This is a genomic window from Flavobacterium sp. UMI-01 (assembly GCF_019656315.1).
In the GTDB taxonomy this organism is placed as follows: domain Bacteria; phylum Bacteroidota; class Bacteroidia; order Flavobacteriales; family Flavobacteriaceae; genus Flavobacterium.
In genome coordinates, this window is sequence record NZ_BPLU01000019.1 from 232,535 (window position 1) to 257,454 (window position 24,920).

Annotated in this window: 21 protein-coding genes and 1 tRNA gene; 11 read left to right on the forward strand and 11 right to left on the reverse strand. The window is 34.7% G+C overall.

What is annotated here, in order from left to right; genetic code table 11:
* Window positions 1–70: 70 nt before the first annotated feature.
* From K5R64_RS08390 to xrtF, 5 genes are all read right to left on the reverse strand, one after another.
* Window positions 71–757, reverse strand: coding sequence for a DedA family protein (locus K5R64_RS08390; RefSeq protein WP_220762598.1), 687 nt, complete (start codon window positions 755–757; stop codon window positions 71–73).
* 179 nt (window positions 758–936) lie between these two features.
* The gene (locus K5R64_RS08395; protein WP_220762600.1) at window positions 937–2,292 is read right to left on the reverse strand and encodes an MBL fold metallo-hydrolase RNA specificity domain-containing protein; all 1,356 of its coding nucleotides are present in this window, start codon (window positions 2,290–2,292) and stop codon (window positions 937–939) included.
* A gap of 31 nt (window positions 2,293–2,323) precedes the next feature.
* The gene (locus K5R64_RS08400) at window positions 2,324–3,154 is read right to left on the reverse strand and encodes a restriction endonuclease (protein WP_220762602.1); all 831 of its coding nucleotides are present in this window, start codon (window positions 3,152–3,154) and stop codon (window positions 2,324–2,326) included.
* Between the two features lie 60 nt (window positions 3,155–3,214).
* Entirely contained in the window at window positions 3,215–3,658 is a 444-nt protein-coding gene (locus K5R64_RS08405) for an exosortase F system-associated protein (RefSeq protein ID WP_220762604.1), read from the reverse strand.
* Window positions 3,633–4,187, reverse strand: coding sequence for an exosortase family protein XrtF (gene xrtF / locus K5R64_RS08410; RefSeq protein ID WP_255580329.1), 555 nt, complete (start codon window positions 4,185–4,187; stop codon window positions 3,633–3,635). Before xrtF ends, K5R64_RS08405 begins: the two co-directional genes overlap by 26 nt.
* A gap of 191 nt (window positions 4,188–4,378) precedes the next feature.
* On the opposite strand from xrtF, the gene K5R64_RS08415 reads away from it, so the two are divergent.
* From K5R64_RS08415 to K5R64_RS08465, 11 genes are all read left to right on the forward strand, one after another.
* The gene (locus K5R64_RS08415) at window positions 4,379–5,308 is read left to right on the forward strand and encodes an energy transducer TonB (RefSeq protein ID WP_220762607.1); all 930 of its coding nucleotides are present in this window, start codon (window positions 4,379–4,381) and stop codon (window positions 5,306–5,308) included.
* A 33-nt stretch (window positions 5,309–5,341) separates the two neighbouring features.
* Window positions 5,342–6,343, forward strand: a complete 1,002-nt coding sequence (locus K5R64_RS08420; protein ID WP_220762608.1) for an energy transducer TonB — start codon at window positions 5,342–5,344, stop codon at window positions 6,341–6,343.
* 161 nt (window positions 6,344–6,504) lie between these two features.
* Window positions 6,505–6,774, forward strand: coding sequence for a 30S ribosomal protein S15 (gene rpsO / locus K5R64_RS08425; RefSeq protein WP_035661095.1), 270 nt, complete (start codon window positions 6,505–6,507; stop codon window positions 6,772–6,774).
* 174 nt (window positions 6,775–6,948) lie between these two features.
* Complete coding sequence (locus K5R64_RS08430) at window positions 6,949–9,093, forward strand: polyribonucleotide nucleotidyltransferase (RefSeq protein WP_220762610.1); 2,145 nt, start codon at window positions 6,949–6,951, stop codon at window positions 9,091–9,093.
* A gap of 354 nt (window positions 9,094–9,447) precedes the next feature.
* Window positions 9,448–9,984, forward strand: a complete 537-nt coding sequence (locus tag K5R64_RS08435) for a hypothetical protein (protein WP_220762612.1) — start codon at window positions 9,448–9,450, stop codon at window positions 9,982–9,984.
* Between the two features lie 224 nt (window positions 9,985–10,208).
* Window positions 10,209–11,072: an RNA polymerase sigma factor RpoD/SigA gene (locus tag K5R64_RS08440; RefSeq protein WP_007804760.1), complete on the forward strand. Its 864-nt coding sequence runs from the start codon at window positions 10,209–10,211 to the stop codon at window positions 11,070–11,072.
* 86 nt (window positions 11,073–11,158) lie between these two features.
* Window positions 11,159–11,821 carry a ribulose-phosphate 3-epimerase gene (gene rpe / locus K5R64_RS08445; protein WP_220762614.1) on the forward strand — a complete coding sequence of 221 codons (663 nt, stop codon included), beginning with the start codon at window positions 11,159–11,161 and terminating at the stop codon, window positions 11,819–11,821.
* Window positions 11,822–12,482: 661 nt separating this feature from the next.
* Window positions 12,483–15,596, forward strand: a complete 3,114-nt coding sequence (locus K5R64_RS08450; RefSeq protein WP_220762616.1) for a TonB-dependent receptor — start codon at window positions 12,483–12,485, stop codon at window positions 15,594–15,596.
* 32 nt (window positions 15,597–15,628) lie between these two features.
* Window positions 15,629–17,098, forward strand: a complete 1,470-nt coding sequence (locus tag K5R64_RS08455; protein WP_220762618.1) for a RagB/SusD family nutrient uptake outer membrane protein — start codon at window positions 15,629–15,631, stop codon at window positions 17,096–17,098.
* Between the two features lie 20 nt (window positions 17,099–17,118).
* Window positions 17,119–18,078, forward strand: a complete 960-nt coding sequence (locus K5R64_RS08460; protein ID WP_220762620.1) for a PKD domain-containing protein — start codon at window positions 17,119–17,121, stop codon at window positions 18,076–18,078.
* A 6-nt stretch (window positions 18,079–18,084) separates the two neighbouring features.
* Window positions 18,085–19,005 carry a polysaccharide lyase family 7 protein gene (locus K5R64_RS08465; RefSeq protein ID WP_220762622.1) on the forward strand — a complete coding sequence of 307 codons (921 nt, stop codon included), beginning with the start codon at window positions 18,085–18,087 and terminating at the stop codon, window positions 19,003–19,005.
* Window positions 19,006–19,095: 90 nt separating this feature from the next.
* On the opposite strand, the gene K5R64_RS08470 is transcribed toward K5R64_RS08465, so the two are convergent.
* From K5R64_RS08470 to ftsA, 6 genes are all read right to left on the reverse strand, one after another.
* Entirely contained in the window at window positions 19,096–19,836 is a 741-nt protein-coding gene (locus tag K5R64_RS08470; protein ID WP_220762624.1) for a zinc-dependent peptidase, read from the reverse strand.
* Window positions 19,837–19,981: 145 nt separating this feature from the next.
* Window positions 19,982–20,413: a CBS domain-containing protein gene (locus K5R64_RS08475; protein ID WP_220762626.1), complete on the reverse strand. Its 432-nt coding sequence runs from the start codon at window positions 20,411–20,413 to the stop codon at window positions 19,982–19,984.
* Between the two features lie 122 nt (window positions 20,414–20,535).
* Window positions 20,536–20,609: transfer RNA gene (locus K5R64_RS08480), tRNA-Arg, on the reverse strand.
* Window positions 20,610–20,774: 165 nt separating this feature from the next.
* Window positions 20,775–21,224 (reverse strand): GatB/YqeY domain-containing protein, encoded by a 450-nt coding sequence (locus K5R64_RS08485; protein WP_220762629.1) that lies wholly within the window; start codon window positions 21,222–21,224, stop codon window positions 20,775–20,777.
* Window positions 21,225–21,511: 287 nt separating this feature from the next.
* On the reverse strand, window positions 21,512–23,470 hold the full coding sequence (ftsZ, locus tag K5R64_RS08490; protein WP_220762630.1) for a cell division protein FtsZ: 1,959 nt from the start codon (window positions 23,468–23,470) through the stop codon (window positions 21,512–21,514).
* A gap of 54 nt (window positions 23,471–23,524) precedes the next feature.
* The gene (ftsA, locus tag K5R64_RS08495) at window positions 23,525–24,913 is read right to left on the reverse strand and encodes a cell division protein FtsA (protein WP_220762631.1); all 1,389 of its coding nucleotides are present in this window, start codon (window positions 24,911–24,913) and stop codon (window positions 23,525–23,527) included.
* Window positions 24,914–24,920: the final 7 nt, after the last annotated feature.

A 24,920-nucleotide genomic window follows, 5' to 3' on the forward strand; every position in this document is an offset into this window, starting at 1 on the left:
TGAGTATTAAAAAATGAATATTCAAAAAACCAAAAAACACCGTTAGATGTAGCTCAAAAAAGACCTCAATCTAAACTTCTGGATTGTCTTTTTTCTTTTTGGTCAACTTTAAGATAACAGGCGAAAGTGTCAACACAACTAGCCCAATGATAATAACCTCAATATGATTTTTTAAATCTATTTGGAATTTTTCTAATAAGAAACCGTACAAATAATGACCCGCAAAAATCAACGTAAAAGTCCAAAGGAACGAACTAACCACATTATAAAACATGAATTTTCTTTTATCCATGGTAACAATTCCAGCGACTATAGGCGCAAAAGTTCTAAAAATAGGAAGAAAACGCGCAAAAATTATCGCACGACCACCGTGTCTTTCAAAAAAATCTTTGGATTGAATTAAGTAATGTTTCTTGAACCAAAAGCTATCTTCTTTGTTGTATAAATAATAACCACTTTTGGCCCCAAACCAATACCCTACAATATTTCCTAAAATCCCTGCAATTCCAATTAAAAAAGCCAATAGGAATACATTTAGAAAATCACTTTCGATAAAAAGAATATTTTCAACTAATTCTCTGTTGTAAATTCCAGCTAAGAAAAGCAAACTATCTCCTGGTAAAAAGAACCCCGCAAAAAGACCCGTTTCTGCAAAAACAATAAACAAAACAATATAAATACCTAATTTTATTCCGTTTATATCAAAATGGATATAAAAAAGCGGATCTACTAAATTCTTCCAATCAAAGCTGCTCATTGTTTGTTTATTTTAAACTATAATTTGCCGTGAAAGTAAGTATAATTTATTTTAACAACAATTTATTATGCCTTTTTAAAACTTTATTAACGAATAATACTAATTAACTGTATAATTCATTTAAGAACAGAAAAACACAAAACCAAGACTACAAAAAAATAACACTGATAATCAGTAAATTACAACTTTCTTTCCTGACCCATCAACGGAATAGTACAAGGGTAACCATAAACTTCTTTAATTTTTATTCGCAATGCATCTGCTGGTTCATTTTCACCATGAACTAAAAAAATCTTTTTAGGCTTCGCTTTTAAATCAGACAACCAATCTACTAAATCCATTTGATCTCCATGAGCCGATAGTCCTTGAATTTCTAGAACGTTTGCCCTTACGGTATAATAATTTCCATAAATTTTTATAGCTTTTGCTCCTTCTAATAATTTTCGCCCCCGAGTTCCTTCTGCTTGATACCCTACAATTATAATAGTTGTTTCTGGAATCCCAATATAATATTCAAGATAACTTAAAACCCTTCCTCCGGTGACCATTCCACTTGCTGCGATAACCACTTTAGGACCTTTATCGTAAATAGCTTGTAGCGTTTCTTCATAATCTGAATTGATAATAAACATATCTCTCATAGACTGGCATATTTCAGGAGTTAATTTATGCCAACTTGTATTTTGTAAAAAAACTTCAAAAGCTCCAATACCCATGGGAGAATCCACAATATAGGGCATGGTTGGAATACGCCCTTCTTTCTTTAATTGCCACAACAAATACATTACTGTTTGAGCACGTTCTACAGCAAAACTCGGAATAATAACGGTGCCTCCTTTATGAAAAGTTGTGGTTATATAGGTTTCTAATTCTAGTTTAACGTCTGTATCAGGATGTAATCTGTCACCATAAGTGCTTTCGAGAAAAACATAATCAGCTTCTTTTGGTTTCATAGGAGGATACAACAACACGTCATTATCACGTCCTATATCACCTGAAAAAACCAATGTTTTACCATCAGCGACCACAGTAATACTACAAGCTCCTATAATGTGACCTACAGGGTCAAAAATTACCTCAACTCCCTCTCCTATTGCAATCCTTTCAGAGGGTTTCACAACTTTAAAAAGGGAAAAAACTTTTTTAGCTTGCTCTACTGTATAAAGAGGCTCAGGCACTTCGTGGATAGAATATTTTTCTTTCATGGCTTTCTCAGCCTCTTCTTCCTGAATTTTAGCACTATCCATAATGATTAGCTTAGCCACCGCCTTGGTAGGACTTGTACAATAAATCTTCCCTTGAAAACCCTCTTGGACTAATCGGGGCAACCAACCACAATGATCTAAATGTCCGTGAGTTAATAACACCGCATCAATCAAAGAAGCGTCCATAGGAAATGGCTCCCAATTAAGTTCCCTCAATGGCTTGATACCTTGAAAAAGTCCGCAGTCAATTAAAACAACCATTGTCGTTGTTTCAATAACAGTCTTTGAGCCTGTAACCGTCCCTGCTCCACCTATAAATTTTACTTTCATCTTTTTAAACTTAAATTACAAACCTACTTTTTCAAAAACATTTACACAGTTCGGTAACTTCTTTTATAATATTTTTTATACGCTTAGGGCTTATTTTAATTTCTGCCAGCTTTTGAGGATTTCCCATTAAATCTCTTGCTAGAATAACTCCTAATGGTAATAATTTTTCTTTTTCAGACAACGTAAGGGTAGTCAAACAAGTCACAGGATAAAGACAATCTCTATAGTTTTTTACTTTGATACTATTGTCTTTTGGATAATCCCAACTCAATAACTTTATACCCGAACACAGCGCAAAATCAATGGCATCCGTTGTAAACCTATTATTCGTGGCAATCCAACATTCAGTTATTTGGTCTTTTTGAGAAAAAATCTTGTGGGTAACTTGGTTTAAATCATTATACCTTGACAAAATATACATAGGAACTTTTACATCCGAAGCTGCATCTTGGCTTCCATGAAATTTACATTCAACCATCGCAATTCTATCATTTTTCTTCACAATGACATCCACTTCATGCGAGACACATCGCCCTTGAAGAACTTCATTCGTTTTGGTTTCGTATTTTTCGGACTCAAAAATTCTAGCTATATATTGTTCAAAATAAAAACCTGTAGGCCCAAGTAAATGAATGGCGGTCTTTAGATTGTATCTTGCTGCATGAAAATTGGCGTTTTTTTTCAACAGACTATAGGCTTTTTTATAAATGTTGCGTGTGGTAATACCTTCATAAACTTCATTAGTCATCTTATGCAGAATCTCTTCTACGGCAGACATACTAGCACCTGAACTCAACAAAGACCTTTTTAATTTTTCAGGATCAAAATCAACACTATCTCCAGACTGTCTTTTCACTTTCATCTTTTAAAAGAATTAAATTATAGAACACAATGAATTCCCTTAAAGATACTGAAAAAAAAGCTATTTATTCTTACTTTGATAATAAAAGCCTGGAATAAACAACAAGACAAATAATGGTTGAATCAAAAATCTTCGAACATAAAAAAGCATCAAATTGTTTTGTGCGCCATACAAATAAATCACTCCAAAAAAACCAATGATCAAAACGACAAAAAACAAAATGTAAAGAAAAAAGGAAAACTTTACCATATCTATTTTTCTAAACAAGACATAAAGCAACGCTAAAGAAATAACCATATTAAGTCCATACCGAAACATTAAACCTAAAAAAAGTGGCACGGGATGGTATGCGGGTAACGGTAAATTTTTAAAATCACCCTCAAAATAGATTAGAAAAGGGTCATAAAATAAGTCTTTTTCGAACACACGAACTAAAACTAGCAGAAAGACTAAAAGCCCTCCTAATAAAAATCGAATTTTATATTTTAGTATTTTTTTTAGCATCCAAAAAGAAATTATTAATCCATATCACCCATAAAACAAAGACAAAACCGTAGATAAAAAGAGGAAAAAACACGCGATGCAAGACCGCTTCGTATTCAGGATATTTAGACAACAAAGCACACAAAACAGCCACACGCACAACATTCAATACATAAATAGCCGCTATCCCAAAAAGCACATAAAATGTGGTGGCCCAAAATCTTTTTGAAAACGAAATTACAAAAGCAACAAATAACACCATAATACTAACTGCATTACAACCTTCCACCATGCGCGCAACATACTTTTGATTGTAAAACAATTGGATATCAAAATTAGAATTATGGCTCTTAATGCTAAAATCGGCTCCAAATACATGTACTAACTGCTCAGTATGATAAGCTACAAGCTTTGTTATTCCGTCGATTTCATGATTTCCAAAACGCTGTAAATAGGTTTGATAAATCAGTGTTAATACTAAATAAGTCAAAAAGAATTTTGACAAAAAAAGCAAAAATGGTTTATAACGCGTTAAGTATTTCTTCAACATAAAAATTTACAAAAAACCAAATTTACTATTTTTTTAAAGTCTTCATTCAAATAGTTTTCAGATTCCGCAACCTTCTTACTGATAATAAAAAAACACCCTACTTTCTTTTATCATTTTAATTTGTCTGCCTATTGCTTAATTGTATTATTACACTTACTTTCGCTTTACTCATTGACAACTAACCAAATACTATGTTCCAAAAAACAACACTTTCTTTATTTGTGCTTTTATCGAGTATAAATTATGCACAAAACCCCAATATTGATAGCATCTATTATGATGCCGATTGGAAAAAAACCACCAAAGAAAATCACACCTACTATAGAGTAATTAAAGAATTATTGGTCAATGAACTTTATGATGTAAAGGATTATTATAAATCTGGAGCACTTCAGATGGAAGGCAGTTCCATATCAAAGCAAGATCTCATAAAAAGAGGAGATTTCATTTATTATTATGAAAATGGCAACAAAAAAAGAAAAGAACATTACGACAAGAGACTCATTGGAAATTGCTTAGAATGGTATGAGGATGGCTCTAAAAAATCTGTTGGTGAGTATTTTCAACCCGAAGAAGGCCAAACAAATAGTTTCAAACTTTACCAATATTGGAATCCTGACGGAACACAAACAGTGATAAATGGCGATGGCTCTTATGAATCTAATACCGAGAAATTTTCGGAATCGGGTAATATAAAAAACGGCTTAAAAGATGGTGTCTGGAAAGGCGAATTTCATAAAAGTAAATCAAGTTATATCGAAAATTACAAAAACGGAAAACTCGTTTCAGGTACAAATACAGACAGGAATAATGTACAATACAAATACAATACCCTAGAAAGCAAGCCTGAACCTAAGAAAGGATTACAAGATTTTTACCAATACATTTCCAAAAACTTTAAAAAGCCTAAGGAACTTGAAACCATAAAAGGCAAAATTTATGTCCAATTTATAGTAAACAAAGAAGGTGAAATTACCGAACCAATAATCCTTAAATCGTTACACCCTATCCTTGACCAAGAAGCAATTAGAGTAATTTCAAGTTACTCAAAATGGATTCCTGGAAAAGTAAGAGGATTATATGTCAAAGTCTTATACACTATACCCATTACTACCCTATAATCAAAAATTAAAAACTATTAATAAACAACAACTATGAAAATAAGACTCACTCTTTACGTCCTGTTTTTTGCATGTATCTCTATGTATGCACAAAATCAAAATAACAAGAAAATTTTTTATGATTCCAAATGGAAAACAACCAAAGAAGGGAATCACACTTATTATCGCATCATACAAGATTTTGATTTAAACAAAGGAAATTATACTATCCTCGACTATTACAAAAGCGGAGCATTATACATGGAAGGCTTCGTTACAGATCTGAAAAAATTCACTAAAGAAGGAGCATTCACTTACTACTACGAAAATGGTAACAAAAGAGAAGTACAACATTACGTTTCCTCTAACTTAAGTGGCAAGTACGAAGAATGGTATGAAAACGGCAATAAAAAACAAGAGGGCAATTACATTGCCGAAAAAGGAAAAAAAAGTGAATTTGTAGTACTGAATTACTGGAACAAAGCCAACAAACAAACCTTAATCGATGGAACGGGAGAATATGAGGAAAACATTCAACTGCCCTTAATTGACACTTTGAAGACAAAAAAAAGTATTGAATTAGGAAAAGGAGTGACGTACGGTCGATTTGAAAACACCAAAAAAAGTGGAGAATGGAAGGGCTCATTCCCAAATCTAAAATTAACATTTGTTGAAAACTATAAAGATGGAAAATTAATTCAAGGTATTTCTACAGACTCTTTAGGAGTTCAAAAAAAATACAGTCAAATCGAAGAAAAAGCCTCCTTCAAAGATGGAATAGCAGATTTCTATCAATACATTGGTCGAAACTTCCGAATCACCTCTGAAGCCATAAGCAATTCAATAAACGGGAAAATATATGCCACTTTCATCGTTAAAAAAGACGGAAAACTAGGCAACATTAAAATACTAAGAGGTTTAGGATATGGACTTGATGAAGAAGCCATTGAAGTCATTAAAAATTGTCCAAAGTGGACACCCGCTAAAACCAGAGGACAACTTATAGAAACCTTCTTCTCAATACCCATCACAATTAATTCTACACTTAAAAAATAAGCGCCATAAATTTTAAAAAAAACATAGTTAATGAAATAGTATTTAAAAACGCAAAGACATTTAAGACAAACACTTGTACTTCAAAAAATAAATACTATCTTTGCGCCCGTCTTACAGTCAACTGTATGACATACATAAAAATCATTTAAAAAAATATTAGCATGTATTTAACTAAAGAAGGAAAAGCGGAAATTTTCGCTCAACACGGAGGAAAAGCTGAAAACACAGGATCAGCAGAAGGGCAAATCGCTTTGTTCTCATTCAGAATCAACCACTTGACTGAACACTTGAAAAAAAATCGTCACGATTACAACACAGAGCGTTCACTTGTGAAATTAGTAGGTAAAAGAAGATCTTTACTTGACTACTTGAAAAAGAAAGATATCAACAGATATCGTGAAATTATCAAAGTATTGGGTATCAGAAAATAGTCAATATATAAAAGAGGTGCGCAAGTACCTCTTTTTGTTTTTTAAAATCCCTAACACAAAGGGAAAAAGTAATAAAAAAGTTTTGGTTTTTCATTGGGTTTTACGCAGTAACTACGCGCAGCAACTACAACACAACTAGTTACCCATTTTTATAACCAAAAGAAGGAAAAATTTATGATTCCACAAGTAAAACAAGAAATTATCGATTTAGGAGATGGAAGAAGCATCTCAATCGAAACTGGTAAATTAGCCAAACAAGCTGATGGTTCTGTAGTTGTTCGTTTAGGAAACTGTATGTTGCTTGCAACAGCAGTATCAGCAAGAACATCAAACCCTGGTGTTGACTTTTTACCATTAACGGTAGATTACCGTGAAAAATTTGCAGCGGCAGGACGTTTCCCTGGAGGATTCTTCAAGAGAGAAGCACGTCCTAGTGACAGTGAAGTATTAACAATGCGTTTAGTGGACCGCGTATTGCGTCCTCTTTTCCCAGACGACTACCACGCTGAAACTCAAGTTATGATTCAGTTAATGTCTCACGACGAAAATGTTATGCCAGACGCCTTAGCTGGTTTAGCAGCTTCAGCGGCTTTAGCTGTTTCTGACATTCCATTTTACAACTTAATTTCAGAAGTACGTGTAGCACGTATCGACGGAAAATTAGTAATTAACCCAAGCAGAGAAGAATTAGCACAATCAGACATCGATATGATGATTGGTGCGTCTATGGATTCTGTTGCGATGGTTGAAGGTGAGATGAAAGAAATCTCAGAAGCTGAAATGATTGAAGCGATTAAGTTTGCGCACGAAGCTATCAAAGTTCAAATTCAAGCACAACAACGCTTAAGAGCGGCTGTTGGAAACCCAGAGTACAGAACGTATGAAGGTGAAGTTGAAGACGAAGCGGTTTATGCTAAAGTAAAAGCTGCTGCTTATGACAAATGTTACGCTATTGCAGCCGAAGCATCTGGAAAAAGTGAAAGAGGCGAAAAATTTGCAGCTGTAAAAGAAGAAGTAAAAGCCCTTTTCACAGAAGAAGAATATGCTGAAAATGCAGATTTAGCTGGATTAGTAGGGAAATATTTCTACAAAACAAATAAAGAAGCGGTTCGTAATGTGATCCTTGAACAAGGAATTCGTTTAGACGGACGTAAAACAACCGAAATCAGACCTATCTGGTGTGAAACTGATTATTTACCATCTGTACACGGTTCATCATTATTTACACGTGGAGAAACACAAGCATTGGCAACAGTAACTTTAGGAACTTCTAGAGAAGCTAACCAAATTGACTCTCCATCTGAACAAGGAGAAGAAAAATTCTACTTACACTACAACTTCCCTCCTTTCTCAACTGGTGAAGCACGTCCTCTAAGAGGAACTTCAAGAAGAGAAGTAGGTCACGGAAACTTAGCACAACGTGCTTTGAAAAACATGATTCCTGCTGATTGCCCTTACACTATTCGTGTGGTCTCTGAAGTATTAGAATCTAACGGTTCTTCCTCTATGGCTACCGTATGTGCTGGAACAATGGCGTTAATGGATGCGGGAGTTCAAATGACAAAACCAGTTTCTGGAATTGCGATGGGATTAATCACTGATGGTGAAAAATTTGCAGTACTTTCAGATATCTTAGGTGATGAAGATCATTTAGGCGATATGGACTTTAAAGTAACAGGTACCGCTGACGGAATCACTGCTTGTCAAATGGATATCAAAATTGACGGTTTGCGTTATGACATCATGGAACAAGCCTTGAGTCAAGCACGTGATGGACGTTTGCACATTTTAGGCAAATTGACTGAAACCATTGCTACTCCTAGAACAGACGTAAAAGCACACTCTCCAAAAATCATTACTAGAACTATTCCTGGAAACTACATTGGAGCCTTAATTGGACCTGGTGGAAAAGTGATTCAAGAATTACAAAAAGCTACAGGAACTACTATCGTAATCAACGAAGTAGATGAGCAAGGTGTAATCGAAATTTTAGGTACTGATCCTGCTGGAATTGAGGCCGTATTAGCTAAAATTAAATCCATCACTTTCAAACCACAAGTGGGTGAAGCTTACGAAGTTAAAGTAATAAAAATGCTCGATTTTGGTGCAGTAGTAGAATATACTGAAGCTCCAGGAAATGAAGTTTTATTACACGTATCTGAATTAGCATGGGAACGTACTGAAAACGTTACCGATGTTGTTAATATGGGCGATGTATTCCAAGTGAAATACTTAGGAGTTGACCCAAAAACTAAAAAAGAAAAAGTGTCTAGAAAAGCACTTATCGCTCGCCCTCCTCGTGAGGCAAAACAAGAGTAATCCATCTTAGTTTACTATAAGGTTTATTATTAATCCCGTTTCATTTATTTGAGACGGGATTTTTGTTTATAATAGTTCTTCGTTTTAGAAGCAGAACGATTCCGCAGTTGTAGGAATGATTGTTCCCGCTATCCACTACAATCTTGTGGTGGCATAAAGGCCTACCACCACAAGGATTTTCGTTCCTATCGGGGCTAAAAGGAAGATTTATCCTTTTAAAATTAAAAAACCAAAGCAATAACTTACAAGTACTTACATTAACAAAACTCAAAATTTCGCAAAAGCAATTTGTTTTTATCAACGCTTCTCTTACATTTATACTTGTTTTAAACAAAATGTAAAATCCGTTAGGATATGAAAAGAACTGGTCTTCTAATTTTTATAATGCTGTTATTTATCTCTTGTAATAAAGACGAAATTCCAACAGCAGAACAACAAACTTTTGATCCAAATTTATTGCTAAGAGGCTGGTCCTACGACACCATAGTTTGGAACGAACAAGTTTATGAATATGACCACAACCCCGATTGTTATAAAGATTTCTTTGGATTCAGAAACAATGAAACTCAGCCTTATCAGTTTGAACAAACCTATTTTACAAGCACTTATTGCTCTGGGCGCCATCTTAATCTACGTTGGGAACCTATTGGCAACCATATTGATTTTTATTTCGGAACCGCTAAAGTTGATAAATTTGAAGTAATTTCTTTGACAGAAACTCATTTTATTTATGCTATAGACAGAGACATAGATGACGATGGCAAAAAAGAACACCTAACAGTAACAGCGATTCCTTACGACCCTTACAATTCCTTTGAAATTAAAACACAAAAAACTAAAAAACTGCAACTGTTTCCTAAAAAACTACCATTCACTACAGCACCGCATTAGGGATGGGAGCAATTGTTTGCCCTCTTATTGTGGAGAGAAACGAAACAATAAAGCGAGTGCGGACAGCCCGACTCGCCTCCCGAAACTGCGGGATTCCTGGCGAGGAATGCCCTAATTTACCTTCTCATTGAAAATAAAATATTTTTTTTTATCCTTTTTGTAACTTTTTTGGAACTCTATACGTATAACTACTTGTACACTTTAAAATTTGAGGAGATAAAAACATGAGACAACTTAAAATTACCAAACAGGTTACTAATCGTGAAACCGCATCATTAGACAAATATTTACAAGAAATAGGTAAAGTTGATCTTATTACTGCTGACGAAGAGGTTGAATTAGCACAACGCATTAAAGCCGGAGACCAACGTGCTTTGGAAAAATTGACTAAAGCTAATTTACGTTTCGTGGTTTCGGTAGCAAAACAATACCAAAATCAAGGTTTAACCCTTCCCGATTTGATTAATGAAGGAAACTTAGGTTTGATTAAAGCCGCACAACGTTTTGATGAAACTCGTGGTTTTAAATTTATCTCGTATGCTGTTTGGTGGATTCGTCAATCGATCCTACAAGCTTTGGCTGAACAATCTCGTATCGTTCGTTTGCCATTAAACAAAATTGGTTCTATCAATAAAATCAACAAAATGTATGCTTTATTAGAACAATCTAATGAGCGTCCACCTTCTGCTGAGGAAATTGCTAAGGAACTGGATATGACGGTAAATGATGTTAAGGAGTCTATGAAAAACTCTGGTCGTCACTTATCCATGGATGCGCCTCTTGTTGAAGGAGAAGATTCTAACCTGTATGACGTTTTGCGTTCCGGTGAATCTCCAAATCCTGACAGAGAACTAATCCATGAATCATTACGTACCGAAATTGAGCGTTCTCTAGAAACATTGACTCCACGTGAGGCCGATGTGGTTCGTTTGTATTTTGGCCTTGGTGACCAACACCCAATGACGCTAGAAGAAATTGGAGAAACTTTTGACTTGACTCGTGAGCGTGTACGTCAGATTAAAGAGAAAGCCATCCGAAGATTAAAACACACTTCTAGAAGTAAAATATTAAAAACATATTTAGGTTAATCAACGTATTAACTCCTTTAAAACTCCAGTACTACACTGGAGTTTTTTTGTACCTTTGCAAAAAAAAAATCCACAACACAACAATAATGAAAAATACTCTTATCGCACCTTCAGTATTAGCTGCTGATTTTGCCAACCTAGAACGAGACATTAAAATGATTAATAGCAGTGAAGCTGATTGGTTTCACATCGACATTATGGATGGTGTTTTTGTTCCTAATATTTCTTTTGGAATGCCTGTTTTAGAAGCCATCAAAAGACATGCAACTAAAACTATCGACGTACACTTGATGATTGTGGACCCTGACCGTTACATTTCGACTTTCAAGAAATTAGGCGCTGATGTATTGACTGTACACCTAGAAGCTTGCACTCATTTACACAGAACACTACAAGCCATCAAAGCCGAAGGCATGAAAGCAGGAGTAGCCTTAAACCCACATACCAACGTGGATTTACTAGAAGACGTCATCAATGATATCGACCTAGTTTGTATTATGAGTGTGAATCCAGGTTTTGGAGGTCAATCATTTATTGAAAATACTTATGATAAAGTAAGAAAGTTAAAAGCGTTAATCAACAAAAAAGGCGCTTCGACTATCATTGAAATTGACGGTGGCGTTACTAATAAAAACGCAAAACAACTAGCCGAAGCTGGAGCTGATGTTCTAGTAGCAGGTAGTTATGTTTTTGGTGCTACTGATCCAATTGCAACTGTTGCTGATTTGAAGCAATTGACTGCCTTATAAAAAAACCATTAACACATCAAACGTCCTTACAACAGTAATTGCTGTTGTAAGGACGTTTTTTTTTTACCCTTTTCTAAGAAACCAATTTTAAAAAAAGCATCCTTTTTATTCAAGAGAATTTATTTTTACGCCTTTTTAAACGTTTTACAACCTTAAAAAAATGTTTTTTATTTAAAATTTATCGCCAAAACACCCCTTTTTTTGACCCCAACAACCATAAAAATCACATTTTATTTTACTTTTCTTTTTTTCGTTTCCTCATACTAAAATCACAATTTACTTTTTCAAACGATAACTTATCGATTCTTACTTTTTTTAAAACCAGAAACAAAAGTTCATTTTTGTTTAACAAAGTTAGCTAACCTCTTTTGTTTAAGTACATTCCAACGATTTCGATAAAATAAATTCTCAGCTAAAGACTAGAGCGGCAACGCCCTCAAATTCTTACACATTTTTCTTTCAAAACTGTTGTTTTTCAAAATTGATAATTAATCATTTTTTAATAGTTTTTAGACCTAAAAAAGAAATTAAAATCATATAAATGGCTTTAAAATTTTTATTAACGCAAAAATATGTGTATATTGCAAAATCTACAACTGGTAAACCAATCTAATATTCCAGATTGGTTCGTTTGAAATTATTAATCAAAACATAATCTATTATGAATCTAAAAATTAAATTATCGTTACTGGTCGTTGTACTCTATAGTACAATAGGAATAGCTCAAAACAGCTATAAACTGACCGGTACCGTGACATCAGCATCTGACAATCTCCCCATTCCTGGAGCAAATGTGAATATTTTAAAATCCAAAAAAGGGGTTGCTACAGATTTTGATGGTAATTATACAATTGAAGTTAAAAAAGGAGACGTTCTTCAGTTTTCTTACATTGGTTTTAAGACGGAAGTACAAATTATTGATAACCAAAAAAAACTTAATATAGCCTTAAAAGAAAATGCCAATGTACTTGATGATGTAGTAGTAATAGGTTATGGAACACAAAAAAAATCTCATCTAACTGGTTCCATCTCTAAGGTAGTCAATGATGACTTGGATCAGATAGCAGTATCCAGAGTTGATGATGCCTTGGTAGGTCAAGTTTCAGGAGTTAACATTCAAGCTACTGACGGAGAAGCAGGTGCTGCCCCTACCATTACCATTAGAGGTGTTGGTTCAATGGCTGGTGACTCCACTCCATTAATTGTAGTGGACGGAATTATTGTTGATTCCAGCTTCTTAGGTTCATTAAACATGAATAATGTAGAGTCTTTTGAAATTTTAAAAGATGCGGCCTCTTCTTCAATCTATGGTTCCAAAGGTTCCAATGGTATCATCATGATTACAATGAAATCTGGTGTAGCAGGAAAAACAAAAATTAACTACAGCACTTTTACTGGTATCAAAAGCCCACGAAAAAGTGATGCTTACGGTTACACTACCGCTGACTGGGCTAAACAACAAACTGATAAAGGCTTGACACTTTCCCCTTATACGGTAGCGCAATTACAAATAGGAACAGATCGTTCTTGGCAAGATGTATTTTTTGAAACTGGCGTAATTACCAATCACGCTATTTCGTTAAGAGGTGGTAATGACAAAACCAAATTTACTACCAGTTTAAACTACACTAATGACGAAGGAGTTTTATTATTAGACAATTTTAAAAAATACGGTGCCCGTCTAAAATTAGACAGTAAAATTAGTGATAAATTTACCATTGGAGGTAATTTTAGCCCTTCCTATACTAACAGAAGAAGATTCTCTGAAAACATTCATAATGTTGCGAGACACCAACCTTGGCTACCTATTTACCATACTGAAGAAACCCTACGTTTTATTGACCCAAATGGTGTTTATGCGGGACTTCAACCAGGAGATTATGCTCGAATGGTACATTTTGAAATCTTTGACCTAGATGGTGACGGACAAATTAATGACAGACTGACCAATATAGGAAACAGTAACAACCAAAACCCTTATGCAAGAGTAGCGGAACGAAACAGAAGTGACAAAAAATTCCAATTATACGGTAGTTTTTACGGCCAATACAATATCACAAAAGACTTATCATTCAAATCGACTTTGGCAGGATCGTATGACGATACCAAAAGAACAGATTACCTAGGAACACTAGGAAAAGAAAGCCCTACCGACGCTTATATGACCGAGATTGCTCAAAAAGAAAACTACATGATTTTTGACAACTTCTTCAATTACAACAAATCATTTGGAAAACACGATATAGGAATTACAGCAGGTACATCCATTGAGAGTAGAAATTATTTCTTCTCAACAGTTACCGGAACAGGATATACAAATGATGTCGTACAACAAATCACCAATGCCACTATTATTTCGGATGCGGATGCATTTGAATGGCAAAAAAGAGGAATTTCGTACGTATCGAGAGTGAATTATGCTTACAACAATAAATACCTCGCCTCTGTTAGTATGAGAAGAGATGGTAGTTCCATCTTTGGTACCAAATACAAGTATGGTAATTTCCCAGCAGCTTCTATAGGTTGGAACATAGGAAAAGAAGATTTCTTACTAGAAAGTAATTTTATTAAAAACCTTAAACTTAGAGCCAGTTACGGGGTTACTGGTAACGACCGTTTAAATACAGGTGCAGTAGATCCAGATGCACAAGGAAGTACCTCTACATTAAGTACAGGAAATATTCTTGTAGATTACTATCCTCATCTCGCATTGTTAACTGCTGACGGTTCTAGTTACAGTGTTGACGGAGGAGTGCAAGCAGGGTTATCTCCAGCAAATATTGCAAATCCTGAATTGAAATGGGAACGTTTAATTGAGTTTAATCCTGGTTTGGATTTTGGGATTTTAAACAACAAAATTACAGGGTCTATCGATTGGTACCAAAGAACAAGTGATCAATTATTATTACCTAATCCTATATCTAATACCACTGGTTTTAACAATGCATTGGTAAATCTAGGAAAAGTTAAAAATACTGGTTGGGAATTTGAGTTGAGAACTAGAAATATTAGCTCCGAAAAATTCAAATGGTCTACAACTTTCATTGGAACAACTAATAACAATACTTTAATTGATTTCGCAGATTCTAATGGTCAAATCACCAGTTTAGACCCTAACAGACCAGCTGAATGGATTAATCTTGAAGGACAACCTATTTCCTTATTTTATGGATATGTGGTCGATAAAGAATTAGCTTTTGAAGACCGTGACAGACCATGGAGACACGTAGGAGCCCAAGCAGGATTAGTATATGTTAAAGATTTAAATGGTGATGGTGTACTAGATGACGAAGACAAAACTGTTTTAGGAAACCCTTATCCAGAACTTATTTGGAGTATTACCAATGAATTTAGTATCGGAAATGTAGATGTGTCTTTTATGTTCCAAGGCTCACACGGTGCCGAGGTTCGAAATATTGCTGACCACTATTTATTCAGTAACAACAACAACAGAACTTACTTAGACAGCGCTACTAATACTGAATTCTTAGTAGATAAATTTTTCACCAGCAGTATTGTTCAGGATGCCTCATATATTGCTTTAAGAAATGTAAGTATTGGATACAATTTCCCAAAAGACCTTTTAAATAAAATGGGAATTTCTGGTTTAAAAATTTATGCGACAGGTCAAAATTTAATGTATAAAACAGCCTCGAACTATACCGGTTGGAATCCTGAAGCCTTAGATAAAACCAGTCCAACTCAATATGGATATCAAAGAGGTGGTTCCCCTATTTACAGTACGGTTTCTCTGGGGTTAAATTTAGACTTTTAATGATTTTTTTAAACGAATAAACGAATAATATTATGAAATATATAAAATATATCACTGTAATCTTAACAGTAAGTGTATTTGTTTCTTGTAGCGATTTCTTAGAACCCGTTCCAAGTTCGAGTATTACATCTAGTAACTATTACACTAATGCAGCTGAATTAGAAACTGGACTAATCGGTGCGTATGCCGCTGTAAAAGGAATTAATGATTACGACAAAGACAACAATCACGGGGTTCAATACGAATTTTATGTAACGGAAATGCGAAGTGACAATACTAGTACCAAAAGTCCTGACTCTGAAGACGCCTCAGATGCTGGTCAATTGGAAAGCTTTAGTATTTTACCGACTAATAGCTTTGTACTGAATTACTATTCTAGTTATTTTCAAGTTATTTACAGAGCTAATGTCATTTTAGAAAATCTAGCTGTAGTCTCCGATGCCAAAAAAGCCGCTGCACTAGAAGGTGAAGCCAAATTTTTAAGAGCTTATGCTTATTTTAATTTAGTACGTCTTTTTGGAGACCTTCCATTAGTAAATCGAGTTATCTCCCCCGCTGAAACTAACATCCAATATACTAGAGTAGCTACTGCAACTATATACGATTTTATTGTAGCCGACTTAAATACAGCTGTTACAGGTTTAGACCCTGAAATTACAGGCTTTCCCACTTACAAAACAAGAGCTTCTAAAGCAGCAGCTCAAGCTTTATTGGCCAAAGTACATTTGACAATTGGAACACCTGAATCTTACACCAAAGCACAATTATTATGTGAAGAAATTATCAATAGTAAAAAATACTCTTTGCGAAATAATTTTCATGATGTGTTTTATAGCGAACTCAACTCTGAAATTATTTTTGCCATAGGATATGAAAATGGAGTACAAAACAATAGCCAATTGTTTTCGTCAGAATGGATGAATGCTGTAGGTAGAACTAGTGGAGTGAATTATGCCACTACCGATGTTGTTGCGGCTATTGATGCCCATGGCGGAACTAGAAAAGCCGATTCTTATCGTGAAGATCCTATTTCAACAGGTACTATCAGGTATCAAGTAGCCAAGTACTTCCCTAATGGTGAAACTGGCGGAAGTGATGGTAAAACCTTTACTGGCTTACCTAGACTTGCAGGTAATGACTGGATTGTATTACGTTATGCTGATGTCCTCTTAATGCATGTCGAAGCAATTATGGCAGGTGCTGATGAAACCTCTGCTTCTACCGCTATAGCTTCTTTTAAAGAAGTACGAGATAGAGCCAATTTAACAACCCCAAGCACAATCAAAAAACAAGATTTACTTTTAGAAAGACGTGTAGAATTTGCTTTTGAAAATCATCGCTTTTTTGATTTAGTTCGTTTTGGTGAAGCCGAATCTGTGCTTAGAGCCTTTGCCTTAGCCAATGATTTTAAATTTGAATCTACTGATTTACTATTACCGATTCCTCAAAATGAAATCAACCTTAGTAAAGGTGCAATGAAACAAAATCCAGGCTATAATTAAGATAAATAAAAAATATAATTATGAAAAAAATTAGCAGTATAAAAGACCGAATAGTAAAAATAAGTACGAGTGTCCTCGCGCTCCTCGCTTGTTTTTCCTTAACATCATGCGACCCTACTATTGACGCCTTGGCATTTGACTTGCCCGAAGCCAATTCTAAAGCCGATTTAAAACCTCCAGTAGCAAACTTTGTAGCAACTGAAACTACCGACTATTTAACCTATACTTTTTCTAACACCTCTTCCAGTGCAACTGATTATAGCTGGAATTATGGTGATGGTAATATGAGTATTGAAAAAGACGGAATCAATACTTTCCCTGGAGAAGGTACCTATACCGTAACTTTGACAGCCATGGACAAATTAGGAAAAACCAGTACATTTTCCGCAACAATTACAGTAGTTAAACCCGAAATTCCGCCAGCAATTATCCCCGAAATTTTGAATGGCGATTTTTCAGACGGTCAAAACAATTGGAAATTCAGCAGTTTTTCAGGAGGTACGACTAGTCCTTACAATACTAGTAGTGATGGATCTTGGTTAAACTATGACGGTTCAGACAATGGTTCAAAAACCGCTGGTGCCAAATGGACAAAATCAACTTCTGCTGGAGCGTATGTTAGTAGCTCTACCAGATACGCTTACCAAGCAATTGTAGTTACTCCTAACACACCCTATATTTTAGAGTTTGAATACGCCATTAAAACGGAAGCAGAACAATCAGGAGTTGCCCCAGGTGGTAACCGAATTATTGGAGAAATTTTGAATGGTCACTTTTCTGATGGAGCCGATGCCATCCTTAGTTCTAATGCTGCACCTTTAACAAAGCACGTTGGAGATCAAGTTCTTGGTAAAACTACCTTCACCAAAGTCACCAAAGTATTTACATCAAACGCCACTGGACAAGTCTCGATTTTAATCTATGGAGTAACAGATGTTGATGCTTACGTTGATAACGTAAAAGTGTATCCCGCAAATTAAAACCGCATGAGAAACACACTAAAAAGCTTATTTCCAATTTTATTACTATTATTTGTTTCTGTAAACGCTACTTGCCAAGATAAGGCAGGTAGTGTTACAGATTCAAGTTCTAAGATTGAAAAGAAAGCTAAAAAAAAGAAGAAGAAAAAAAGATACAAACTACCTAAAATTGATTTGAGTCATTGGAGTGTTACAACACCCGAATTAAATAAAAAAGGGAGTGCCCTAAGCGTACAACCACCGGAAATTTTGAATTACGCAACTGACCAAAGACTCTTACCATATATGTATAATGATTCCACTAGTGGTGCTTTAGTCTTTTATTCATTCCCAAGTGAGGCCAAGACAGCAAATACAAAATACACCCGTTGTGAACTAAGAGAGCAATTAGTCCCAGGTAACAACAAAGTCAATTGGACTTTTGCACAAGGAGCAAAAATGAAAGGAAAACTTGCCATGGGTGAAGTATCTAAAGATGCCAATGGAAAATACCATAAAGTAATTATCATGCAAATACATGGTATATTGACTGATGAGCAACGTGATTTGATGGGTCAAAAAGACAATAATGCACCTCCCATTTTAAAAATTTACTGGCAAAACGGTAAAATAAGAGTCAAAACCAAAATCTTAAAAAACTTAAATGCAACTGGGAACGAACTTTTGCATGAGGATGCTTGGGATGATGATGATGGCTTTAATTTCGAACAAGAAGTTGGTTTCGGGAAATTCACATTAGAAGTTCAAGTTTCTGATGGCAAAATGGTCATCATATTGAATGACAGCGAATACAAAGTATATGACAGCATCCATATTCGAAAATGGGGAATATTCGAAAATTATTTCAAAGCTGGAAATTATTTTCAATCAAGAGACCAAGGTGCTTATGCAAAAGTTAAATATTACGAATTAGAAGTAAGTCATTGACAACAAAACGACGCTATTATATATCATAAATACAATAAAAAACTTTAAACCACTTCCAAAAAGCAACTAGCTATTTGGAAGTTTTTTTAGTTAAGAAAAATACTTTTGATTAATATTGATCATCCTTGCTACAGAAGAATACAGGTCAGGATGCGCCTCTTTAAACAAATTAGGCGTTTCAAAAAAGTGCTCCAAGACAACTGCTAAAAATTCAAACGGGTTACTATAGGCATACAACCTAAAATAACCTCTTTGAATCAATCCTTGAAGCTTCTCTTCATTTTTGAAATAACTTAATACATTTACAAATTCATCTTGAAAAATGAGGGCACTAGTTTGCCTACTCTTAAGACAATAAAAATGCAATGCATGGGTAAATTCATGTAAGCCTAAATTAACATTATCATTGGCCGTATGATGTCCTAATAAAAAATCTTCCCATGAAAAAACAATTGTTTTGAACCGTGGATTAAATTCGCCTTTATGGTATATTTCCCCTGAAGTAGAATAATAAGCCGAAGGATAGATAATGATTCTTGAAAACATTGAAATCAAATAGTGCCTCATCCCAAATGTCAACATCACATAGGTCGCTCCAATAAGAACCCTCATTTGATCTGTCACTTGAATATCTTTACCTATAAATTCATATTTGAGTAAAAATTCTTGTAAACGATGCTCAAAATATTTTTTCTTAGTAACTGATAATTTGGAATAGAAATGAAAATCAGTTTCTAAAATTTTCTTTTGTACTAATGAAATTTTTTTAGGAAAAGGATAACAATATAAATATAGGGGGCGATTATAAATAAGCACATAAATAGGCTCCACAAATCTTAAGATAAAGATTGCTATAAAGGGTATTAAAAATAAAAGTACAACAGCGAGTGGCAATAACAATCTTATGACATCTATAGATAATGCTGTACAAAATACAAAAAAGAATCAAATGAAAAAGCCAATTGGCAACTTAAAATCAAACGGCAAGCTCGTATTGCTCCAACATATATTTTAACAAATCAGTTGTGGTTACAATTCCAACCAAATTAACACCATCACAAACAGGTAGCGCATGAAAATCATTTTCAACTAAAATAGAAGCAGCTTCTTTGATTGTCGTATAAGGTTTAATTGTCACCACATTTTTAGTCATGGCCTGTTTGATTGAAAACATATTATATACCACTGATTCTAAATCCAAATCGTCCATATCATCCGTCTCCGTACAAGAAACCCGCAACAAATCGTTTAAACTTAACATTCCTACAATTTTAAAATTATCTACCACAGGAATGTGTTTAATTCTATTGCTTCTAAACAAAATCTCTGCTTTGGACAAATCATCTGTTAAGTTCAATTTAATTATATTTTTGGTCATAATACTTGACACTGGGACTCGCTCTTTCATTTTATACTTTTATTAAAAAACTAATAAACAATTAGTTACATATATAAAATTACAAAACAATTTCCATAAAAAAAGGATAACATCCACATTTAACTGTTTTTTGTCATCCTTTTTAAAATCTGTGACTGCGGAGGGGTTCGAACCCCCAACCCTCAGAGCCGAAATCTGATATTCTATCCAGTTGAACTACGCAGCCATTTTTATATGATAAATTAATTGATACGTCATCTGATATCTCCTGTCTATTGGCAGAGAGGCATCCAGTTGCTTGTCTGACGACAGGCAAAAACTACGCAGTCAAACTATAAAAATTTAATTCTTTAAAATTCCAAATTATCGTTTTTGTTTAGAATTTAAACTTTTATACTAATAATTTTTTCACAATAGTAGAAATGGTTTTACCATCTGCGGCTCCTCCTAATTGTCCCGAAGCCACTCCCATAACTTTTCCCATTGAAGCAATTCCTGTTGCTCCTGTATCTGCTATAATTTTAGCGATAATAGCTTCAATTTCAGCTTCACTTAATTGTGCAGGTAAGAATTTCTCAATTACTGCTACTTGAGCTAATTCTGGTTCAGCAAGGTCTGGTCGGTTTTGCTCTGTGTAAATTCGAGCACTTTCTTTTCTTGTTTTCACCAGACGCTGTAAGAGCTTTATCTCTTCTTCAGCTGAAATTTCCTCTTTTGAACCTGATGCAGTTTGTGCTAATAACAATTCTGATTTAATGGCTCTTAAAGCTTCTAAAGCAACAGTATCTTTGGCTTTCATGGCGTTTTTAATTTCGTCCATGATATTTGCGGCTAAACTCATATATCGATGATTTGTATGTTGTAACTATTTATTTTGTGACACTCTAATTGACTTTACCCCCCTTTTCTTTACACAATACAAGAAAAGTATTTTGATTTTACTTAATTAAATAGCTTCAAAAAGCACTTTTAAAACCAAGTAAATGCATTGAAACTTCCAACATGAATGGTCACATTAAGCAAAACTTCACAAGATCTTGCCTTTAAAAATGTGGTGCGAAGATAAAAAAAATAACCCGAAAATTAAATTGAATTTTCGGGTTAAGCATAATATTCTTGTTACGCTAATTAATCTACATTGTCATGTAAAAAAGAATTATTAGAACGCAATTGCACATCATTATTACTATCCGTCGCTACTGAAATTCTCGAAGTAGCATTGTTAGTTTGTTGATTAGAGATATCAATTCCTAATCTTTTATAAGCTGGCTCTTTTTCGTATTCTTCTACCTTAGAGACATTATTATGAAACTTATAATTGAACTCTTTTAATTTTTTTCTTCTTTCATCTGCTCTCATTCTAAGCGTTTCTTCAATAGTCATTTCCATTGGAGAAATATCTTCGAATTTTGGCTCTTCTTTTTTAGAAAAATCAACTTGCTTCATCGTGATGTTCATTTCCTCAGGAACCACTTCTTCAACAACTTTAGCAGCTGGCTTAGAGGACAACAATTCATTCTCAGCCTCCATATATTCTTCTAATGAATACTTAATAATACCGTTGTCTGACAATTCAGTTACAGGAACGAATTGAACAGGTTGATTCACTTTTATATCTCGTGTTTCATTGGTAAGTTCAAATATTGTGTTTTCAGAAACCTTAGCAACTGGTTCTTTTTTCTCTAACGGAAGATCAAAAGTAATACTCGTTTGTTCTTCTTGTTTCTCAATTGGTTTTGAAGTTTGAAATACTCTTGGCTCTTCAGCTTTTGGTGCTGTAAAAGTGTATTCAATGTCTTTTATAGGAGAAACTATTTCAAAAGTAACATCTAAATTTTTAATAAACTCAGACATTGATACCAAATCATCATTTTCTGCAACTGGAGCAACTACTACAGGAGGAGCAATTGGCTCAGGTGTTACTTCGTCCTCAATTAATTCAAAAACAACTCTTTTTTCTTCTTCCTTATTTGCTATAGGAGCATCAGTAGTTAAGTCAAAAGCGGTTACTGTATTTTGCGACAAATTATACACACTTTTTTGTTCGTCTTCAAGGGTGTGAATAATTTTTTTAGGCTCTGTATTTACAATACCGTTTTGCTGTTCAATATCAAATCCAGTAGCAATAACGGTAACAGCAATAGCATCACCTAAACTTTCATCCTCACCAACACCCATAATAATATTAGCATTAAAACCGGCTTCAGTTTGAATGTGATCGTTGATTTCGCCAATCTCATCCAAAGTAATCTCATTTGAGCCAGAAACGATGAGCAACAATACGTTTTTGGCACCTGTGATTTTATTATCGTTCAACAATGGAGAATCTAAAGCCGAAACAATGGCTTCTTTGGCTCTATTAGTCCCTTCAGCAACTGACGAACCCATGATAGCAGTTCCGCTATTTGACAATACTGTCTTAGCGTCACGTAAATCGATATTTTGTGTATAATGATGTGTAATTACTTCAGCAATTCCTCGTGAAGCAGTAGCCAAAACTTCATCCGCTTTAGAGAATCCCGCTTTGAAACCTAAATTACCATATACTTCTCTTAATTTATTATTATTGATAACAATCAATGAATCAACCTGTTTGCGTAACTTTTCAATTCCAATTAAGGCTTGTTCCTGACGCACTTTCCCTTCGAATGAAAATGGAAGTGTAACAATACCTACTGTTAAAATTTCTCTTTCTTTAGCTAATTGCGCAATTACTGGAGCAGCACCTGTACCAGTTCCTCCACCCATTCCAGCGGTAATAAAAACCATCTTAGTATTGCGGTCTAACATTTTTTCAATGTCAGCGATACTTTCAATAGCTGATTGCTGACCTACATCTGGATTAGCTCCAGCTCCAAGCCCTTCAGTCAAATTAACACCTAACTGAATTTTATTTGGGACAGCACTATTTTGTAATGCTTGTGAATCCGTATTACACACAATGAAATCTACACCTTTGATTCCTTGCTTAAACATGTGGTTTATTGCGTTACTACCGCCTCCACCTACACCTATAACTTTTATAACATTTGATTGATTTTTTGGTAAATCAAATGAAATACTTCCAAATTCTGAGTTGCTCATCATTTTATTTGGTTTTTGATATTAATACTATTTGCTGTTGTACTCTTAAACGAGAAACTATTCTGCGTTATCTAAAAAATCTTTAATTTTATCTACATAACGATCAAAAAACGTTCTTTTAATCTTATCTCCTGTAGATTCTTCTTTCTTAGAATTAACAGCCACTCTTTCTTTCACTTCTTCCTCTACAGCCATTCTTTCGTAATGATCAACTACTGGAGCTGGTTCTCTATGAAAAACCACTTTTGGCGGCGCCACTTCCTCAATTCGAACGGCACTTTGAGTTTTGTTTTCAATACTATTCATTACTAATCCTACCGCTGTAGCATATAAAGGACTTGAAAATTCCTCATCAGAATCCCCTGCTAAATGCTCATTAGGATAACCAATTCTTGTATCCATCCCAGTGATGTATTCCACCAACTGTTTGATATGCTTTAATTGTGCTCCACCGCCTGTCAAAACAATTCCTGCAATTAATTTTTTACGAGGATCTTCATGACCATAGGCTTTGATTTCCGTAAATACTTGCTCAATAATTTCCACAACTCTTGCGTGAATAATTTTGGATAAGTTTTTTAACGAAATTTCTTTTGGCTCTCTTCCTCTTAAACCAGGAATAGAAACGATTTCATTGTCTTTATTTTCACCTGGCCAAGCTGAACCAAATTTAATTTTTAACAATTCGGCTTGTTTTTCAATAATAGAACAACCTTCTTTGATATCATCTGAAATCACATTTCCTCCAAAAGGAATTACAGCCGTATGACGAATGATTCCATCTTTAAAAATGGCTAAATCAGTGGTTCCTCCTCCAATATCAATTAACGCTACTCCAGCCTCTTTCTCTTCTTGACTCAAAACTGCATCTGAGGACGCTAAGGGTTCTAATGTCAATCCTGACAACTCAATCCCTGAACTTTGAATGCAACGCCCTACATTACGAATGGACGAAGCTTGCCCTACAACAACATGAAAACTAGATTCTAGTCTTCCGCCATACATTCCTATAGGCTCTTTAATTTCTGATTGTCCATCAATCTTAAATTCTTGTGGCAATACGTGAATAATCTCTTCTCCTGGCAACATCGCCAATTTATTCACCTGATCAATCAACATTTGAATATCAGCACCACCTATTACTTCTTCAGGATTATTTCTACTGATGTAATCAGTATGTTGGATACTGCGTATGTGTTGTCCAGCAATCCCCACCACCACATCTTTAATTTTGTACCCTGAACTATTTTCGGCATCCTGTACTGCTTGTTGGATAGACTGTATGGTTTGTGTAATATTATTTACCACGCCACGTGCTACACCTAAACTCTTAGATTTCCCTACTCCTAAAATCTCGAGTTTTCCATACTCGTTCTTTTTACCTATCATGGCAACAATCTTGGTCGTCCCAATATCTAGACCTACTGCTATGTTCTCTTTTTCCATTAATCTA

What these genes read in the sequence shown, in the direction of transcription:
- K5R64_RS08390 (WP_220762598.1), bottom strand. Translation starts at nt 757, where the DNA reads ATGAGCAGCTTTGATTGGAAGAATTTAGTAGATCCGCTTTTTTATATC.
- K5R64_RS08395 (WP_220762600.1), bottom strand. Translation starts at nt 2,292, where the DNA reads ATGAAAGTAAAATTTATAGGTGGAGCAGGGACGGTTACAGGCTCAAAG.
- K5R64_RS08400 (WP_220762602.1), bottom strand. Translation starts at nt 3,154, where the DNA reads ATGAAAGTGAAAAGACAGTCTGGAGATAGTGTTGATTTTGATCCTGAA.
- K5R64_RS08405 (WP_220762604.1), bottom strand. Translation starts at nt 3,658, where the DNA reads ATGCTAAAAAAAATACTAAAATATAAAATTCGATTTTTATTAGGAGGG.
- xrtF (WP_255580329.1), bottom strand. Translation starts at nt 4,187, where the DNA reads ATGTTGAAGAAATACTTAACGCGTTATAAACCATTTTTGCTTTTTTTG.
- K5R64_RS08415 (WP_220762607.1), top strand. Translation starts at nt 4,379, where the DNA reads ATGTTCCAAAAAACAACACTTTCTTTATTTGTGCTTTTATCGAGTATA.
- K5R64_RS08420 (WP_220762608.1), top strand. Translation starts at nt 5,342, where the DNA reads ATGAAAATAAGACTCACTCTTTACGTCCTGTTTTTTGCATGTATCTCT.
- rpsO (WP_035661095.1), top strand. Translation starts at nt 6,505, where the DNA reads ATGTATTTAACTAAAGAAGGAAAAGCGGAAATTTTCGCTCAACACGGA.
- K5R64_RS08430 (WP_220762610.1), top strand. Translation starts at nt 6,949, where the DNA reads ATGATTCCACAAGTAAAACAAGAAATTATCGATTTAGGAGATGGAAGA.
- K5R64_RS08435 (WP_220762612.1), top strand. Translation starts at nt 9,448, where the DNA reads ATGAAAAGAACTGGTCTTCTAATTTTTATAATGCTGTTATTTATCTCT.
- K5R64_RS08440 (WP_007804760.1), top strand. Translation starts at nt 10,209, where the DNA reads ATGAGACAACTTAAAATTACCAAACAGGTTACTAATCGTGAAACCGCA.
- rpe (WP_220762614.1), top strand. Translation starts at nt 11,159, where the DNA reads ATGAAAAATACTCTTATCGCACCTTCAGTATTAGCTGCTGATTTTGCC.
- K5R64_RS08450 (WP_220762616.1), top strand. Translation starts at nt 12,483, where the DNA reads ATGAATCTAAAAATTAAATTATCGTTACTGGTCGTTGTACTCTATAGT.
- K5R64_RS08455 (WP_220762618.1), top strand. Translation starts at nt 15,629, where the DNA reads ATGAAATATATAAAATATATCACTGTAATCTTAACAGTAAGTGTATTT.
- K5R64_RS08460 (WP_220762620.1), top strand. Translation starts at nt 17,119, where the DNA reads ATGAAAAAAATTAGCAGTATAAAAGACCGAATAGTAAAAATAAGTACG.
- K5R64_RS08465 (WP_220762622.1), top strand. Translation starts at nt 18,085, where the DNA reads ATGAGAAACACACTAAAAAGCTTATTTCCAATTTTATTACTATTATTT.
- K5R64_RS08475 (WP_220762626.1), bottom strand. Translation starts at nt 20,413, where the DNA reads ATGAAAGAGCGAGTCCCAGTGTCAAGTATTATGACCAAAAATATAATT.
- K5R64_RS08485 (WP_220762629.1), bottom strand. Translation starts at nt 21,224, where the DNA reads ATGAGTTTAGCCGCAAATATCATGGACGAAATTAAAAACGCCATGAAA.
- ftsZ (WP_220762630.1), bottom strand. Translation starts at nt 23,470, where the DNA reads ATGATGAGCAACTCAGAATTTGGAAGTATTTCATTTGATTTACCAAAA.
- ftsA (WP_220762631.1), bottom strand. Translation starts at nt 24,913, where the DNA reads ATGGAAAAAGAGAACATAGCAGTAGGTCTAGATATTGGGACGACCAAG.